Origin of the sequence: Sphingomonas gei (assembly GCF_004792685.1) — a bacterium.
GTDB lineage: Bacteria > Pseudomonadota > Alphaproteobacteria > Sphingomonadales > Sphingomonadaceae > Sphingomonas > Sphingomonas gei.
Genome location: NZ_SRXT01000010.1, coordinates 73,725 through 90,535 on the forward strand (window position 1 = coordinate 73,725; position 16,811 = coordinate 90,535).

At 65.1% G+C, this 16,811-nt stretch carries 15 protein-coding genes; 4 read left to right on the forward strand and 11 right to left on the reverse strand.

The window, feature by feature from the left end:
- Positions 1 to 40 precede the first annotated feature (40 nt).
- Genes E5A73_RS20695 through kdsA form a run of 3 tightly spaced genes read left to right on the forward strand, consistent with a single transcriptional unit; the run spans position 41 to position 2,718 of the window.
- The gene (locus E5A73_RS20695) at positions 41 to 1,030 is read left to right on the forward strand and encodes a KpsF/GutQ family sugar-phosphate isomerase (RefSeq protein ID WP_240700311.1); all 990 of its coding nucleotides are present in this window, start codon (positions 41 to 43) and stop codon (positions 1,028 to 1,030) included.
- A complete protein-coding gene (locus tag E5A73_RS20700; protein WP_135965762.1) occupies positions 1,030 to 1,860 on the forward strand; it encodes a 3-deoxy-manno-octulosonate cytidylyltransferase in 831 nt (276 codons plus the stop codon). Before E5A73_RS20695 ends, E5A73_RS20700 begins: the two co-directional genes overlap by 1 nt.
- A 3-nt stretch (positions 1,861 to 1,863) precedes the next feature.
- On the forward strand, positions 1,864 to 2,718 hold the full coding sequence (kdsA, locus tag E5A73_RS20705) for a 3-deoxy-8-phosphooctulonate synthase (protein ID WP_135965763.1): 855 nt from the start codon (positions 1,864 to 1,866) through the stop codon (positions 2,716 to 2,718).
- A 7-nt stretch (positions 2,719 to 2,725) separates the two neighbouring features.
- Here the strand turns inward: kdsA and E5A73_RS20710 are convergent, their stop codons facing one another.
- The 4 genes from E5A73_RS20710 to E5A73_RS20725 all read right to left on the reverse strand — a co-directional run bounded on the left by E5A73_RS20710 (position 2,726) and on the right by E5A73_RS20725 (position 6,022).
- Positions 2,726 to 3,421, reverse strand: a complete 696-nt coding sequence (locus tag E5A73_RS20710; RefSeq protein ID WP_240700312.1) for a helix-turn-helix transcriptional regulator — start codon at positions 3,419 to 3,421, stop codon at positions 2,726 to 2,728.
- Positions 3,422 to 3,668: 247 nt separating this feature from the next.
- Positions 3,669 to 4,664: a FecR family protein gene (locus tag E5A73_RS20715; protein ID WP_135965765.1), complete on the reverse strand. Its 996-nt coding sequence runs from the start codon at positions 4,662 to 4,664 to the stop codon at positions 3,669 to 3,671.
- Positions 4,665 to 4,724: 60 nt separating this feature from the next.
- Entirely contained in the window at positions 4,725 to 5,327 is a 603-nt protein-coding gene (locus E5A73_RS20720; protein ID WP_240700313.1) for an RNA polymerase sigma factor, read from the reverse strand.
- Positions 5,324 to 6,022: an energy transducer TonB family protein gene (locus E5A73_RS20725; RefSeq protein ID WP_240700314.1), complete on the reverse strand. Its 699-nt coding sequence runs from the start codon at positions 6,020 to 6,022 to the stop codon at positions 5,324 to 5,326. The genes E5A73_RS20720 and E5A73_RS20725 overlap by 4 nt, the downstream gene beginning before the upstream one ends.
- Before the next feature lie 546 nt (positions 6,023 to 6,568).
- Between E5A73_RS20725 and E5A73_RS20730 the strand changes: the two genes are divergently transcribed.
- On the forward strand, positions 6,569 to 8,596 hold the full coding sequence (locus E5A73_RS20730) for a calcium-binding protein (RefSeq protein WP_135965767.1): 2,028 nt from the start codon (positions 6,569 to 6,571) through the stop codon (positions 8,594 to 8,596).
- Positions 8,597 to 8,788: 192 nt separating this feature from the next.
- On the opposite strand, the gene E5A73_RS22040 is transcribed toward E5A73_RS20730, so the two are convergent.
- The 7 genes from E5A73_RS22040 to E5A73_RS20765 form a co-directional block, all read right to left on the reverse strand.
- Positions 8,789 to 9,115 (reverse strand): HNH endonuclease, encoded by a 327-nt coding sequence (locus E5A73_RS22040; protein WP_135965768.1) that lies wholly within the window; start codon positions 9,113 to 9,115, stop codon positions 8,789 to 8,791.
- Between the two features lie 207 nt (positions 9,116 to 9,322).
- Positions 9,323 to 9,778 (reverse strand): YbaN family protein, encoded by a 456-nt coding sequence (locus E5A73_RS20740; RefSeq protein WP_240700315.1) that lies wholly within the window; start codon positions 9,776 to 9,778, stop codon positions 9,323 to 9,325.
- Complete coding sequence (locus E5A73_RS20745; RefSeq protein ID WP_135965769.1) at positions 9,750 to 10,361, reverse strand: biliverdin-producing heme oxygenase; 612 nt, start codon at positions 10,359 to 10,361, stop codon at positions 9,750 to 9,752. Before E5A73_RS20745 ends, E5A73_RS20740 begins: the two co-directional genes overlap by 29 nt.
- Positions 10,362 to 10,399: 38 nt before the next feature.
- Positions 10,400 to 11,092 (reverse strand): energy transducer TonB, encoded by a 693-nt coding sequence (locus E5A73_RS20750; RefSeq protein ID WP_168356043.1) that lies wholly within the window; start codon positions 11,090 to 11,092, stop codon positions 10,400 to 10,402.
- Positions 11,093 to 11,234: 142 nt separating this feature from the next.
- Positions 11,235 to 12,743, reverse strand: a complete 1,509-nt coding sequence (locus E5A73_RS20755; RefSeq protein ID WP_240700316.1) for a surface lipoprotein assembly modifier — start codon at positions 12,741 to 12,743, stop codon at positions 11,235 to 11,237.
- 93 nt (positions 12,744 to 12,836) lie between these two features.
- Entirely contained in the window at positions 12,837 to 13,610 is a 774-nt protein-coding gene (locus E5A73_RS20760; RefSeq protein ID WP_135965771.1) for a Slam-dependent surface lipoprotein, read from the reverse strand.
- A 118-nt stretch (positions 13,611 to 13,728) separates the two neighbouring features.
- Positions 13,729 to 16,758, reverse strand: coding sequence for a TonB-dependent receptor (locus tag E5A73_RS20765; RefSeq protein WP_206366566.1), 3,030 nt, complete (start codon positions 16,756 to 16,758; stop codon positions 13,729 to 13,731).
- Positions 16,759 to 16,811 lie beyond the last annotated feature (53 nt).

The following is a 16,811-nucleotide window of genomic DNA, read 5'->3' on the forward strand; positions in this document are numbered from 1 at the left end:
AGCGCCGTCTTCGCTGCGCACAGGGAGCCCAAGTCGCGGAATGGACGCGGTCGCCGACGGAGCCGTGGATACCGGCGCGATCATCGCGATGGGGCGACGGGCCATCGCGATCGAGGCCGAGGCCCTGTGGACACTCGCACATGAGCTCGGCTCCGGCTTTGCCGACGCAGTGACGCTGCTCATGACCACGCCGGGCCGCGTGGTCCTATGCGGGCTCGGCAAGTCCGGCCAGATCGGCCGCAAGATCGCGGCAACCTTCGCCTCGACTGGAACCCCGGGCATTTTCCTGCACGCAGGCGACGCCGTTCATGGCGAACTGGGGACGCTGGTCACGGGGGACACGCTCGTCATCCTGTCCAATTCGGGCGACACCCGCGAATTCGGCGTCATCATACGCCGGGCGGAGGCGCTCGCCGTCCCTATCGTCGCGATCACCTCCAGCCCCGATGCACCTGTGGCGAGCGGCGCGACGATCAGTCTGCTGCTTCCGCCGAGCCCCGAGGCCTGTCCCTACGGCCGATCACCGACAACTTCGACCGCGATGATGCTGGCGCTCGGCGACGCGCTCGCGGTTACGATGATGCAGCTGCGCGGCGCCAAGGCGGCCGATCTTCTGGCGCTGCACCCGGGCGGTCGGCTCGGGCTCGATCTCGTCGCGGTTGAAAGTTTCATGCACCACGGCGACGCGTTGCCGCTCGCTAGTCCCGAAACGCCGATGGGCGAGGTGCTCGATCTGATCAGCGCGCGGAATTTCGGCATCGCCGGCGTGGTCGACGCGCACCAGCGGCTGCTCGGGGTGATCACCGATGGCGACATTCGCCGCTGCGGCGTGGATCTCGGATCGCGTTCGGCCGGGCAGGTGATGACCAGACGCCCGCGGACGCTCGTCGGCGGCGCGATGGCACGCGATGCGCTGACCATCATGTCGGAAGCGCGTATCACGTCGGTCTTCGTCGTCAACGACACGCTCGCCGGACGAATTCGCGGACTGGTCCATATCCACGATCTACTGCGGCTCGGGATCGGCTGATGCTCAAGCTCGTCGGCGGAACCGGTATCGTGCGGGCTGCGCGGGCGGCGATCATCATCCCGGCGCGCTTCGCCTCGTCGCGTTTCCCCGGCAAGCCGCTCGTGCCGCTGCATGGCGCCGAAGGCGCGGCCAAGAGCCTCCTCCAGCGTAGCTGGGAAGCCGCCCGCGCCGTGGGCGGCGTCGCCGAGATCTGGATAGCGACCGACGACGACCGCATCGCCGATACAGCGCGGCGCTTCGGCGCGCAGGTGGTCCGGACCTCCGCCGATTGTGCCAACGGCACCGAGCGCTGCTGGTCGGCGATTTGCGAAGCGGGGATCGACGCCGACGTCATCGTCAATTTTCAGGGAGACTCCCCTCTGACGCCTCCGCTCGCAGTCGAATTGCTCATCGAGACCTTGGCGGCGGAGCCGCGCGTCGCAGTCGTGACGCCTATGATCCGCTGTTCGCCCCTCCAGATCGATCGTCTGACCGCTGAAGCGCGGCTTGGTCGAACGGGCGGCACGACTGTGGTGTTCGACGGCGTCGGCGACGCGCTCTACTTCTCGAAGCGCGTGATTCCGCACACACCCGAGCGCTGCAGCGACGCACCGATCTATTTCCATCTCGGCGTATACGCCTATACGCGCGCCGCGCTCGCCGAATATGCCAAAGCCGCGCCTTCCCCGCTCGAACTGGTCGAGGGGCTGGAGCAGCTTCGCTTCCTCCATTGCGGCGTCCCGGTGCGGATGGTGGAGATCTCCGATCCGCCGGGCGGCCTCTGGGAAGTCAACAATCCCTCCGACGTCGTCGTCGTCGAGGCAGCGCTCGCCGAGCGTCGCCTCGTCTAGCAAATGCAGCTTCTCGGTCATAACATCGGCAACAACCGGCGTCTGTTCGTCATCGCCGGCCCGTGCGTCCTCGAATCCGAGCGGCTGGCGCTCGACGTCGCGACCGCGCTGGCGGCGATCGCCGAACGGCTCGGCATCCTCGTCATCTTCAAGGCGTCGTTCGACAAGGCCAATCGCACCTCACGGGCTTCTTTCCGCGGCCCCGGGCTCGACGCCGGACTGGCGATCCTCGCCAAGGTTCGCGCCGAGACCGGGCTCCCCGTCCTCACCGACGTCCACGAGGCGTGGCAAGTGCCCCCCGTGGCACAAATGGTCGACATGCTGCAGACGCCCGCCTTCCTCGCCCGCCAGAGCGATCTCATCGAGGCGGTCGGGCGATCGGGTCGACCAGTGAACATCAAGAAGGCGCAGTTCATGGCGCCGCACGATATGGCGCAGGTTCTGGACAAAGCCGTGCGGGCGGCCGGCGCCGCGGGCCTGGACGCCGATCGCTTCCTGCTTTGCGAACGCGGCACCAGCTTCGGCTACAACAATCTGGTCAACGACATGCGCGGCCTCGCCGTCATGGCGGCCACGGGCGCACCGATCGTGTTCGATGCGACGCATTCGGTCCAGCTTCCCGGCGGGAACGGCGATCGTTCGGGCGGCGACAGGCGGTTCGTGCCGCTGCTCAGCCGGGCAGCAGTCGCCGCCGGCGTCGCGGGACTGTTTCTCGAGACGCATCCCGATCCCGATCGGGCTCTGTCCGACGGGCCCAACGCCTGGCCGCTCGCGCGGCTGGAGCCGCTGCTCGCCCGTCTGCTGGCGCTCGACCACCTCGTCAAGCAGGCGCACGACGGCGATCCGTTCTTTCTCTAGCAGGACGCTAAACGGCGACCGCGGCCCCCGCTCCGAATGCCAGCACGACAGCGCGCAGCTTGCTGGACGCGCCGAGCTTCTCCAGCGAATTGCGCAGATGGAACTCGACCGTACGACCCGAGATGCCAAGGGTCTGGCCGCTCTCGTCCACCGTCTGTCCCAGCGCCGCCAGGCGAAGGCATTCGAGCTCGCGATTGGACAGCCGCGGCGCGCGCCCGACCCATTCGGCGATCGGCACGAGCCTCTTGGCCAGCGCGTGGAACTGGCCGGCGAGGAAAGCCATTTCGGGCGCGCGCTTTTCTATGAGGCTCTGGATGGACGATTCGTCGAAGCCGAACAGGCTCAGATAGGCTGGGCAACCGGCGCTGTCCTGGACCGGGAGGACGAGCCCGGCATCGACGCCCCGCGCACGCTCGCCATCCAGCCAGCCGCGCTGGTGGGGCGTGAGCGATGCTCCGGTCCGCGTCGACCAAGAAAAAGGCTCGTACGCGCCGCGAATCCGCCCGATCGCGGGGTCGCTCGCTATCCAGTGCTCGTCCTCCCGGTCCGCCTGGCTGGAGGTCGACAGATAGCGGATCGCGCACCCTGGCTCGCTTTCCTCGAGACCCCAGCACGGTCGGCCGAGCTGGATGTAGCGCGCGCCGTAAAAGCCAAGGCTTCGCGCATATTTGAGAAGCCAGCCGCGGAGATCGAGCGCGGACATACAGAGATCGAGGCGCGGCAATCCGTTCTGAATTTCGGCCACCACGGCGGGCGCCGGTTGCGCGGCCACGGCGCCGGTATTTCCACCATCCTGCACACGCTCTTCAGATGTGGCCCGGCTCGCAAGCATTGGTGCTTCCCCCGCAGTGATCCCAACTGAAGGACACCTCGACCAAAGCATTCTGGCAGGAAATTTTTGTTACATTTCAGAGACAGTTTGCAGTCTCCAGCTATTGCGTCGAATGGCTTCAACTCAGTACGACGACGTTTCCCGGCAGGCGTGCGACGTTGATACCCAGCGCTAGTTCGGCCTGACTGAAGAAATCGTCGAGCCGATCGACATAATAGGTTCCGCTCAGCGATCGCGCGGCCAGATCGGCATTGGCGAGAAACACCCTGCCCGGGCGATAGCGATTGATCTCGGCGACGACCTGACGCATCGGCATGTTGCGGAAGATGAGCGTGCCGGATTGCCATGCGGTGAGCACCGCGGCGTCTGCTCCCGGCTTGACCGGGCCGATCCCTGACCCGTCGTAACGAACCTCGGCGGCGGCGCGAAGCATGCGCTTCTCCCCAGCCCATGCGACTTCGACCTGGCCTTCGAGGCAGGTGATGCAGACGTCGCCGCCGTCGCGTCGCGCGTTGAAACGACCGCCGCGGACGACGCTGACCCCATCGCCTGCGACGAGTGCGGCGGGCCCCGCCCTGCCGCTCGACAGCACCGCTTCGCCCGAGATCAGCTCGATCGCCGGCATGCCTAGGCCTGCATACATGTCGATGGCGGTGCGCGTGTTGAGATCGACGCTCGCACCGCCCGCCAGTGCGACGACACGACGTTGGCCGGGGCCGGTGCGATAGTCGGCCATCGCCTCGCCCGCACTCGGCAGCAGATCGAGCGTCCGCCCGAACAGCAACGCGCCCCCCGCCACCGAAGCCGCGATCGCACCGCCGAAGAAATGCCGGCGCCCGAGATTGAGATGCGGTCGCGCCGGCGCGGCGAAGGCGACGATTTTCGCATCGTCCGGCATCGCGACCGCCTGTGTCTCGACGACGCGCACGAGTCCGCGCAGGCGCAGCGCCGCGCGAAAGGCTTCCTCATGAGCACGGCTCTGACTGCGCCACGCTACGAATGCGGCGGCGTCGTGGTCGGTCGCCTCGCCGGAATGGAGGCGATTGAGGTGATCCAGGCCCTCGAGGCGTAAGCGCGCGAGCTCAGAATCCGTCCAGCCGCTCCGTTGCGTCATTCTCAATAGCCGTCCAATAGCTCCTGGGGGAGCGCGCCGCGCGTGCTCATCGTGAAGTCCCTATTGAGGGGACACTTGAAGCAAGCGTTTTTGCAAGTCTGCAACGAAAGTTTCTTCCGTCGCTCCATGGAGATAGCGCGTCGCGAGCAGCAGCTCGTGACGAACAGTCCTCTCCGACACGTTGAAATTCAATGCGATTCTCTGATAGTCGGCGTTCTCGACCCAGAAACAGCGGAACATCGCGCGGCGGCGAGGCGGCAGGGCCTGCAACGCACGCTCCACCGCAGCCAGGTCGGACCGCGCTTCGGCGATGCGGAGCGGCCCGGGATCGTCGTCCGCGATCTCGAGGAGTTCCGCTATGTCCGCCGCGGACAAATGCCGCGCCTCCGATCGCCTGCGATTGCTGGCGATATTGAGGGCCATGCTGATCAGGTACGAGCGCGGATTGCGCAATTCTCCCTGGATTTCGGTGCGCAGCAGTCGCACATACGTGTCCTGCAGTGCTTCGTTGGCCGCATCCGCGGATCCGAGCCGGCTGGTGAGCTGCCGCTTGAGATCCGGATAGGTCGAGACGAGCAACCCGATCAGGGTATCACGCGGACCGGAATTCGCCACGGCGCTCCGATCGGATGGACTGAGCGCGCCCGCTTCGGAATGAGTCACTTCGGCCCGGCCGACCAGCTTGCATTGCGCTGCATGACCGAGAGGTCGATCTCGATCACGAAATCCATCCGGGATGGGAGGCTGGCGGGAATGGGAGGCAGCGGCTGTGCTCGCTCGAGCGCCTCGAGCGCCGCATTGTCGAGCAGTTCCGAACCCGAACTGTCCTGGATCCAGCTGTCGAGGACTTTGCCCGGGCGGTCAATCTTGAAGGCGAGCCGCGTGACGCCGGAGAGGCTGAGGCGGCGCGCTTCCGCCGGATAGCGACTGACCGCCGCGAGGGCTTGATAGAGCCGCCGCTGATAGTCGCTGAAGTCGGACGGACTCGGTCCCCCGCGATAGCCCGCTGTTTCGCTAGACGTCGCCACTGCGATCCCCTCGCCGGCAGATTTGGACGGGGGCGCCACGAAAGCGATGAGACGCACCGGCTGCGCGGCTCGGCGTCTGCCCTCCAACGGCGCTGCAGCAGGCGTTCTGGGACGCTCGCTCCTGATCGGATTATGCAGCGCGCCTTCCGCTGGGCCGAGCGGGATGAGTTCCACGACCAGCGGGGAGCGCATGTCCTTCAATCCAGGCTTCTCCGGGGGCTGGTCGGACAGACCATAGATGATGCCGCCCACTATGACGGCATGGCCGACACACGAGCAGATGAGGCTCAGGAAATTGATCCGGTTGGGACCAGGCATGAACACTCGCATTGAGTCGAAGCACTGCTCGCTTAGACCACTCGTCTGGGACGTTAGTGTGACATGAATGGTCTTGTGATTCGCTCACCTAGGGGAATCACGAGGCCGCTCCATGCGTCGCGCACGCCCCCGTATCGTGGAGCGCTCCACCGGAAACATTGTGCGCCGCGCGTCGGCAAGGACTGCCGGGAATACCCAAGCACCGCGGGTAAAAAGCGGCCATCCGGATTCTGAAGAGCGGACGACACTCGCGGAAGCGCCTCCTCCGTGTATCGACTGCGGCGCGGCGCGCCAGGACGCTGACTTTTGGGATTGATCGGAGCCGGCGCCAAGATCGCACAAAACCCCTCAACAATGTACAAGAAAAACCCAATAAAAGACAAAATATATCAATAATGTACAAAATACGCCATTAATATACAAAAGCGAACAACAGCAACCAACAATACCAGAAACAAGGATGTCATACTCCGGCTGTAGCCGAATCCACGATCTAGCTTGTGATTCGCGTATCCATTCCATTTCGCGCTTGCGCGATTACTTAAAGGAATTGCAGCCATGAAAGAGATTTTGATCTCCGATGACGTCTATCTTGCCGACACCGTCGGCCATCTCAGCATCGGCGACGCCAGCGTCGTCGAGGGCGACGGCGGGACCCGCAATCTAGTCTTCACCGTGACCCGTACCGGCGGCACCACCGGCGCGGCCAGCGTCGAATATGGCGTCGACCTCGACGGCACCGCCTCGCTTGGCGACCTCGCCGACGACGCGGTGCTCGCCGGAACGATCGACTTCGCCGATGGCGAGACCAGCAAGACGATCACCGTCGCCGTCAAGGGCGATACCGTGATCGAGGCCAATGAGGTGCTCTCGGTCCGGCTCTATCCGCTCAGCGGCGATCTCGTCGTCGATGACGACACCGCCACCGGCACCATCCTCAACGACGACGTGCTGCCGGGCCATCTCAGCATCGGCGACGCCAGCGTCGTCGAGGGCGACGGCGGGACCCGCAATCTAGTCTTCACCGTGACCCGTACCGGCGGCACCCCCGGCGCGGCCAGCGTCGAATATGGCGTCGACCTCGACGGCACCGCCTCGCTTGGCGACCTCGCCGACGACGCGGTGCTCGCCGGAACGATCGACTTCGCCGACGGCGAGACCAGCAAGACGATCACCGTCGCCGTCAAGGGCGACACCGTGGTCGAGGCCAATGAGGTGCTCTCGGTCCGGCTCTATCCGCTCAGTGGCGACCTCGTCGTCGATGACGACACCGCTACCGGCACCATCCTCAACGACGACGTGCTGCCCGGCCATCTCAGCATCGGCGACGCCAGCGTCGTCGAGGGCGATGGCGGCATCCGCAATCTCGTCTTCACCGTGACCCGCACCGGCGGCACCACCGGTGCGGCCAGCGTCGAATATGGCGTCGACCTCGACGGCACCGCCTCGCTCGGCGACCTCGCCGACGACGCAGTGCTCGCCGGGACGATCGACTTCGCCGACGGCGAGACCAGCAAGACGATCACCGTCGCGGTCAAGGGCGATACCGTGATCGAGGCCAATGAGGTGCTCTCGGTCCGGCTCTATCCGCTCAGCGGCGACCTCGTCGTCGACGACGACACCGCTACCGGCACCATCCTCAACGACGATCACCCCAACCAGGCGCCGGCAGCGCACGGTGATGCAATTGCGGTCAACGAGGATGCGACCACGGCGAACCTCTGGACGACGCTGCTCGGAAACGACAGCGATCCCGAGGGGCAACCGCTGTCGATCAGCGCGGTGAACGCTTCAGGCACGCTCGGCCATGTCGTGTTCGACGCGGCGCATCAGACGCTGCGATATGTCGCCGAAGCCGATGCGTTCGATGCACTTGCACCCGGCGCGACCGCGACCGACAGCTTCACCTATACGGTGACCGACGCGGGCGGGCTCACCAGCACCGCGACGGTGAACGTCACCGTGACCGGGATCGCCGATGGCGTGACGCGCATCGGCACCTCCCATAACGACACGCTCAACGGCACCGGAGGCGAGGACACGTTGTGGGGCGGACTCGGCAACGACAAGCTCGTCGGCCTTGGAGGGCACGATCTGCTCGACGGCAGCCTTGGCGACGACAAGCTCGACGGCGGTGACGGCAATGACAAACTGTACGGCGGCCTGGGCAATGACGAGTTGCGCGGCGGCAACGGCAACGACGCGTTGTTCGGCGGGCTGGGCAAAGATAAATTGTGGGGCGGCGCAGGCGCCGACAGCTTCCACTTCAGCTGGCTCGACGGCCAGAACACTGTGTACGATTTCAACACCACTGAGGACCAGATCGTGCTCGACCATGGTGTGACCCTGAGCAGCAGCAAGATCCAGGACGTCAACAATGATGGCGTCAACGACCTCGTCCTCAAGCTCAGCTTCGGAGGATCGGTCGCACTGCTCGGGGTAAGCAACGCCAGTCAGGTCAATATCGTCGCCGGCAATTCCTATACGGGCCACTTGTCGCCGCTGGCCGGACTACTCGACGCCAGCGGCGTGCTCTCCGGCACGCTAGACCATGTGACGTCGACCGACCTCGCTCACGGCTTCTGACGCGCTGAGGTTGAGATCGGCACTACTGATCTTGAATACACCCTCCTCCGCTTGCGCTGCAAGCGGAGGAGTCGCCTGGCATGTACTGGGAGTGCTGCGCAGCGAAGCGGACATTCGTTCAGGAAGTTTGCGAGGTCCGAAGGCTCAGAGTCAGACATTCAACGTCCTAGCGCGACTTCCCGAAACAGCCTTTCATTCACGTGACCACCATTCGTTTAAACTGGCGAGGTTGGTAGGCCGCGAATTTAGCCTTGGAAGCGCGTTGACCATCGCTCCGCGAAGGCCTCGAGTGCCACCCCGCTCGCCGCATCGTAGCGGGCATCCCCGAAGCTCTTCGTACTCCTCTCGGCAGGATGAGTGCAGCCACACCGCACCATCCGCCGGATCGATCGCGAGCAGGTCGGCATCGAAAAGTTTGTGAAGGTCTGCGCGCAAGAGAATGCCGTTACCGTCCGCGTCCGAGCCGTCAGCTTTAATCTGGCGGTTCCGGAACAACCTTCCATGGCGAGAAGTGGGCATATGACCTGCAGGGGCAACTCGGCGCCTTCAGCCACGCCAACGCGGTGCTGATGCGGGCTTGGAGCGCCACGCCGGCCTCGGTTGAGCCGAACAAGAATCGTGAGTTGTCGTCGAGAACGCTCCCATGTCTTGCGTCACCGCATCGATCGCGGGGCGACCTTCATGAACAAGGTTTTTGCCCGTTAAGCCACTGCCCTCCGGGATGCTTTAGATACTTCCTTCCTCAGACCTATTACTGTCTGCGAGACGGGGCGAAGGCCGGCTGACAATGAAAGCGGCGCAGCCAGCCATCACCACGCCGACGATCAGATCGATCGCGACGCTCGGTCGCGCGCCCCACCAGAATAGCGCATACCCCAGCGCGATGCCCGAACAGGCCATGATTTTCGCCCGCGGACCGATCGCACCGTCCTCGCGCCAGGCGCGGAGCGTCGGTCCGAAGCGCGGATGATCGAGCAACCATGCTTCAAGCCGAGGCGAGGAGCGCGCAAAGCAGCCCGCGGCGAGGATGAGGAAGATCGTCGTCGGCATGAGCGGCAGCAAAGCGCCGATCAACCCGAGCGCAACGAACACGAACCCCAGCACCAGCCAGGCAGCCCGGGACAGATGCCCTAGCGGGCCCATCGGCGACGGATCAGGCGAATGCGGCATCGACCAGGCCATGCACGCGGACAAAGGCAGCTTCGGCACCGGCAATCACACGTGCATCCTCTTCGGGCGTAAGGCCGAGCGCATCGAGCGCCGCAGTGAATTCCCGCCAATGCTGCGCGCGTCCATCGGGATGCCCGGCAAGATGACGCGCTCCGAAGCCCGCGTCGAGGCCAATCGCTGCGGCCGCTTTGTAGAGGAAAGCCGCGCCCAGGTTCGAGCCCTCCGCCACGTAGAGCCAGCCGAAGGCCGTCGGCAGATCCACGTCCCCGCCGCCGAACGCCGGCGCGCGATCCGCATCGGGTACTCCCCGCCCCAGATCGGCGAGATCCTGACGAATCGGAGCGAGACGGCGGCGTCCCTCCAGGTCGGGTAACACCGCCCGAAGCGCAGGATGCCGATAGAGTGCTTCGATATCGCGGTGGAACAGGTACTGGACCTCGAGAAACAGGCCGTAGCGATCCCGATCGCGGAAGGGCTCGCCCGCCATGATCCGGTTGTCGAGCCGTTGGTGTACGGCCTGGGTGTTCGCCTTCAGCCGCTTTGCCCGGCTCGCCTCTGCCGCGTTCGGCGCATCGAGCGTGGTGGTCGTGGTCATGGAGTTTTCCTTCCCGGTCTGGTCGAAAATGGCAAATGTCATCGCCGAAGCGAAAACTGGATGGGGATGGAGACCGTGACGGGATCGCCACGAATCTCCGATGTGGGCGGCGGGACCGGCGAGCCGCGCCGCACGGTCGCGAGCGCTTCGCCGTCGAGAATCGGGTAGCCGCTGCCGCGCACGACGCGGGCGGACAGAAGCTTGCCCTGCCGATCGACGGTGACCGACACGAGAGTGACCCCTTCCTGCCTGGCGCTCTGCGCCTGGCGCGGATAGCGCAGGAAACCTTTCAGGTGCCCCAGCAACGCGCTCTGCCAATTTGCCGCCGCCGCCTGTTCGGCAGCGGCCGCGTTGCTCCGCGCGGCAACGGTCGTGCCGACCTTGGCGACTGCCGGTGGCGCGGTGCTCTGCTCCACGGCCCGGGCATCGCTGGACGAAGGATCGGATGCCTGTCCGTCGGCGGCAATATCCGCAGGTTGCGACATTGGGGCCGGCAACACGGCTTCAAGCGGCTGCAGCCGGGATTTCGGCTGGGCGCTGGAAGCTTCCTGTTGGTGCTGCACTGCCCCGGGCGGTTGTTCGACGGGGGGCGCGGGTGGCGCGACCGGTATGGAAGCAAGCTCGAACGCGACCGCCTGACGTGAAGCGGGCGAGACGCGCACCAGGGGAGATTGCAAGACCAGCAAAAATCCATACAGCGCCACGCTGAACAGCAGCAGGGTTCCGCCCAAGCCGAAAGCCCTGGAGGATCGCGGGGGCCGATAGCCACCCGAATTCGGAGCCCGAACTGCGTCGCATGGGCGCGGAATAGCTCGCGACGGCGTGTCGCCGGGCCGCGCCGGGGACAGCGTCATGCGCCGGTTAAGGACAGCGCTAGAAGGCATATTCCAGCCTCATGCTCGCGGTCGTCCGCCGGTACGAATAGAGCCAGCCGACATTGCTGTTCACGCGATTGTGCTGGACCAGCAGGCTCGGCATCAGCTTCGCGAACTTGAGCGCGGGGATTTTGAGGATCGCAGTATAGTTCTGCTCCCGATCCCGGCGCTTCGCCTCGAGAAGCGCGCTATAGGCATCTTGGTCGCGGACGCGATACGAGGCGATGAGCAGAACATTGATGGCCGCGCCGAACTGCTTGTTGAGGCCGACGCGAGCGCCGTACTGCCGGTAGCCATCGGCCGGATCATCGGCGTTCTTGTCGAGAAAGTCCGGCCCGCCGAACAGGGTCCATCCCTTCGGAAGCGCGTACCAGCCGGTGAGATAGGCCTCGGTCAATCCGCCATCGTGCACCGCATAGGCAGCCTGCCGATACCGGAGCGTCTTGCGACTGGCTTCGATACGAACGGCCAGCGCCCGCGACAGGGTGTACATGGCTTCGGCCCGGAACCCTGTTGCGCCATAAAGCACCTCGGGTCCGAATGTGCCGAGATCGAAGGTCGGCGACAGCGTCAGGCTCGCTTTGGCGGTGCGATAGTCATAGCCGAGCTGCGTCGTGAGCGTTGCCTGGCTGAAATCGCCATTCCCGGGATAGATGTCGCCGAAGACCAGCGCGCGGCCCGATATCCCCGAGTTGCCGCCCAGCGGCACCCGGCGGTTGATCGTGCCCTCGAAATTGATGCCCGCAGACTTGATCGGCGCGGGCATGGTGCGATCGATCAGGCAGGTCCCGTCATCGGCAGCGAGAAGGCACGCATAGCCCGCCGACGACTGGTTGAGATTGCTGCTATAGCCCGGCCCGATGGCGAAATAGCCCTGCCACCCGCGGCGCTGCTCCAGCGCGCGAAGGAAGTCGTCGACCGTCCGCACCACCCCCGCCGCCTGATCGCCCTGCGCCGCGAGAACCGCGCGGGTTTGCCGGAACGCGCGCAGCGCGTCGCGGTCCTTGCGGTTCTCGAAGAGAATGCGCGCCAGTTCGAGCTGCCCGGGCACGAAGTCGGCCCGGATATCGACGATCGCACGATAATGTCCCTCCGCCGCGCGCAGATCCCCTGCCTGTCTTGCGAGCGCCCCCTTGGCATAGAGCACCAGCATCGGATCGTGCGCCTCGAGTGCCAGATATGCCTTCAGGAAGCGGCGCACGTCAGGCCATACCCGCCGCATCACCGAGACATAAAGTGCCTGCCCCATCTCGTTCACGTCATTGCTCACGGTATAGGTCGTGCCGTTGATCTCGATCGATGTTGGCGGGGCACTCAGGTCGTCGGCATCGTCGAGCAGCCGGGCCTCGCGATCGGCGGAGCGCCGGTCGATGCCCTGGTCGAGGCGCAGGCGAGTGTCCTGGCCGCCAACGGTCTGCGCGTCCGCGGGCGCGCAGACGGCCGCAGCCCCGGCTAGGAACAGCATGCCCAGTAGGCGGCGCCGAATGGCAAGGAAGCCGGTGGTCACGGAAAAGAAATGCTCCGCAATATTGTACAGCGGGACGGGCCGAAAACAGAGGGTCCGAGGACCCTCTGTTCCGTTTTGGCATTGCGCAGAGGATCAGTTCTTCGTGCCGCCGAAGGCAGTGTCGTACTGACGATTGCCAGCAAAGGTCGCGATGCCGGCGAGGGCCGGTGCGCCTGCTCCATAGAAGCGACCGCTGACCGAACCACCGGACACCGACGGACCGCTCGACGGCGTCACCGACGCGCCGCTTCCGGAGAAGTTGATCCCGGAAATGACGGCCGTTCCGATGTTCACCGTATGGCTTCCGTTGGTGACGCTGCCGGTCAACGTCCCGGAATTGGTGCCGATGAAATTGGCGGTGAAGGTGCCGCTCAGAATGCCCTTCGTGGCATAATCGCTGATGCCCTTGACCGAATAAGTGGCCGTGCCCGGGCTCGGGCGGGTGGTGGTGCCGCCATCGTCACCGACATAATAGACCGTGTGGTCGCCGGCCGTGGCGCTGCCCGTCTGTGTCCATTCGCCGAAATAAAGGTTGGCAGTGCCGACCTTGGCGAAATCGAACCGGCCGAACTGGCTATGATCGGTGATGGTGCCGGTGACGGCCGAAACGGTGCTGACGCCGGTGACGGGATCCGAGCCCACCGAAGCCTGCAGGCCCTGGAAGTCGACCCGGGTGGTGAGGTTGGTGTTCGGCACGCCGATCCCCGGGCGATTGGGGACATGCGGCCCCCCCATCACGGTGCTCGGACCGACGTTGACCTTGGTGCCGTCGCTCGTTCCACCCGCGATCTGCGCATGGGCGGCCCCGCTCCAGGCGAGTGCGGCAAGCCCGGCCATGGAAATCAGCTTGAGACGTGACATGTTCATGATAATGCTCCTGCTGTTGGCGCGCCCGACCATTCGGGCGCGATCATCCAGGGTCCGTCGCCGCTCCCGTGTCTTTTCCGGGACGATGTGGATCGGCGGCGACCCTGAATCTCCTTCACTAGAACCGACCCGTCAGGCTGAGCCTGACCGTGCGGCCGGGCGCTGGATTGAGCGTCCGGGTCAGCGGGTCTACATAGAAGCGGTTGTTGAGGTTGGTCCCGACCAGCTCGGCGCTGAAGCGGTCGTTGAGCCGGAAGCGCGCATAGGCGTCGAAGGTCAGGATCTCGCCCCAGGTATAGGGGATGTTGAGCGCATAGCCCGGGATCGCGACGTCCTCGCCGCCGTTGAGGAAGGTGTCGAGCTGGGGGTTGTCGTAGCCGCTGTACCAGATCAGCCGCCCGCCTATCTCGAGCCGCTTCTCCAGGAAGCGCCCGCCGACCGTCCAGTTTACCGAGTCTTCGGGCGTCGCCTGGGTGAGCAGGTAACCGCCGCCGAACCCGTATTTGACGCAGTCGGGCACGCGGCCCTGCAGGGCATCGCGCGTGATCGCCACGCTCTCGTCGCACACCTTGTTGGTCGTCATGTGCGCGGCGCTGAGCTCGGTGAAGAAGCGGCCGCTGTCGTATCGGGCCTGCAACTCGAACCCGGCGATGACCTGTTTGTCGATATTGGTGAACTGGAGCTGGGTCGATCGCTCGATCACGTCGGTCGTGCGGTTGTTGTAATAGGTCAGCTTGAGATCGGCCCGCTGGTCGTTTTGTCGCAGCCCGAAAAGGTCGCGCAGATCCTGGATGAACGCGGCTTCATAATAATGGCTGTGCTCGGGCTTCAGGTCCGCCAGCGGATTCCAGGATGCCGAGAAGCCGATCGTGCTCTCGAACAGGCTCGGGAAGCGATAGGCTTCGGCATAGCGAAGATAGGCCCGGCTGCTCCCGCTGAAATAGGCAGTCGCGGAGAAGGACGGGGCCCATGCCGACCCCCTGTTGCGCCTGGCCTCGGCAGTGAAGGGCTCGGTGACACCGCCGAGTGCGCAGAAACCGCTATATCCGGGAATCGCGGCGATGGTCCCGTTCAGGCAGACATTGTCGGCCCGGTGGAATTTGCCGTTGGCGTCCGGGGTCCAGTCCGGCCCCTTGTGATCGGTGATGATCGGAAAGGGGTTCGCATTATATTGCGCGAGCCCGTCGGCAATGAGGAACTCGACGAGCTCCGGCTCGAACTCGGCCAGTTCGGCGAACTGCTCCCGGAGAATGGCCTCATAGGCATCCGCGCCGAATTGCTCGGTGCGATAGGTCGATTCGTAGCGGGTCACGCCGAAGGCAGTGAACTGGCTGGAATTCCCGGCGGCGATCTGCCTGCTCAGGAAATCGTCGACCGCCCAATATCCCGAGTGCACCACGCTCGCATTGAATTTGAGGAAGCTCGTCGGCCGCCACTCGGTGTCGAGCCGGATGCTGTACTCCTCGCGCCGGCCGGCCCGCGGAAACTGGCGCCAGCCGTCGAACTTGCCGGTATAGGGATCGCTCGAGGTCAGCTTCTCATGCTGCCAGTCGCCGGCAAGCGTGAGATCGAGACGCGACGACAACCCGAACTTGTTGCTGGCGGTGAAGCCGTACCGGTCGTTCTGCGAATTGTTGATCGCGGTATTGCGCAGGATCGGATCGTCGAACGAGGCGAAATTGGGGAAGCCGCCGGCGGTATAGGTATGGCTCGCGGTATCCGTCGCCCAGAGATTGGCCTTGAGGTCGATCCATCGGCTCTCCGGCTGCCATTTATACTCGGCGGTATAGGCTCGCGTATCGACATGGCTGAGCGGCCATTGGACGTTGCCCACCCCGGTCGCGAGACTGATCCGCGAGGGCATGATCTCGCCATAGGTCGAGCTGCTGTCGCGGAAGCCGAGCTGCAGATACTGGTCGTCGGCGATCCGCCACGTGCCCTTGAGCAACACGGATTCGAGCTTGCTGGAGGTGTTCGGCACCTCGGTGCCAGGCTCGAACTCCAGCGCAAGCTGCCGAAGCAACGTGTCCGGCCGAGTGCCGAGGCCCTCTTGCGAGTAATAGCCGGCGGCGCCTGTCCCCGCGAAATAATTGCCGCGCTCGCGATAGGCATAGGCGCCGAAGAGATCGAAATCCCCTACCCGCCCGGCAACCGCGATCCGCGCCGCGCGATCGCCCAGCGAGAGGAAATCATTGTCGCTCTTCGGACCCGGCGTGATGCGCAGCGAGGGATCGGTGAGCGGCGTAGTCGGCAGACCGGGCGTGCCGGGCGAACCCGGAAAACCGGGCACCGTCCGATAGTCCTGGCCGGTGAGCAACGTCGGCAGCCGCGGATCGGTCGAGTTGTTGCCGCCTTCCAGATGGAGTTCGACGCCGAATGTCTGGCCGGACTTCAGGATGTCGTCGGCGTCGAGGGTGTTCACCACCACTGCGCCGCCGATCGAGGCACGAACGCCACGATCCGAGACTGGCCCGGCAAGCACCTGGACGCCCGCGATCAGGCTGGGGTCGATATAGCTGCGATTGCTGGCGCCGTTATAGCCGCGCCAGACGGTGAGCGCCTGCTCGCTGCCGTCGATGATGACGGGCACGCGCCCAGGCCCCTGGATGCCGCGGATACTGGGATCGAGCGCGCCGCTGTTGCGCGCATCGCCGCTGAAGACGTTGACGAGGCCCTTCAACATGTCTGAGGGGCTGACGCCGCGATAGCGCTCGACTTCCGCCCTGCCGGCGAAGCTCGTCGAGGAATCGAGCGCATAGACGTCGTCGCGCCGATTGCCGTCGCGCTCGTCGCCGGTTTCTCGCGCGCCGGCCGCACCCTCGACGCGCAACGCCTCGGTCACGATCGTCTGCTGGTCGTCAGCGCCTAGGACTTGGGACGCGCGTACGAGGGTCACGACCCTCTCGTTGATCCGGTAGGTCAGGCCCGAGCCGGCGAGGAGCCGAGCCAAGGCCTGGGCGGGCGACATTTGTCCTGAGGCGCCGGGAGAATCGATGCCTCGGACCAGTTCGGCATCGGCGCTGATCTGCAAGCCCGATTGCTGGCCGAAGTCGGCGAGCGCATCGCCCAATGCCTGCGGCGGGATGCTAAAGCCGGCCTGAGGGGCGACTTGCGCATGGACCGCACGCGCTCCGACAAATCCGCTCATTGCCGTGGTTGCGAGAAACATGAATGCCAGCGTCGATCCGCGCCTGGCCGGAA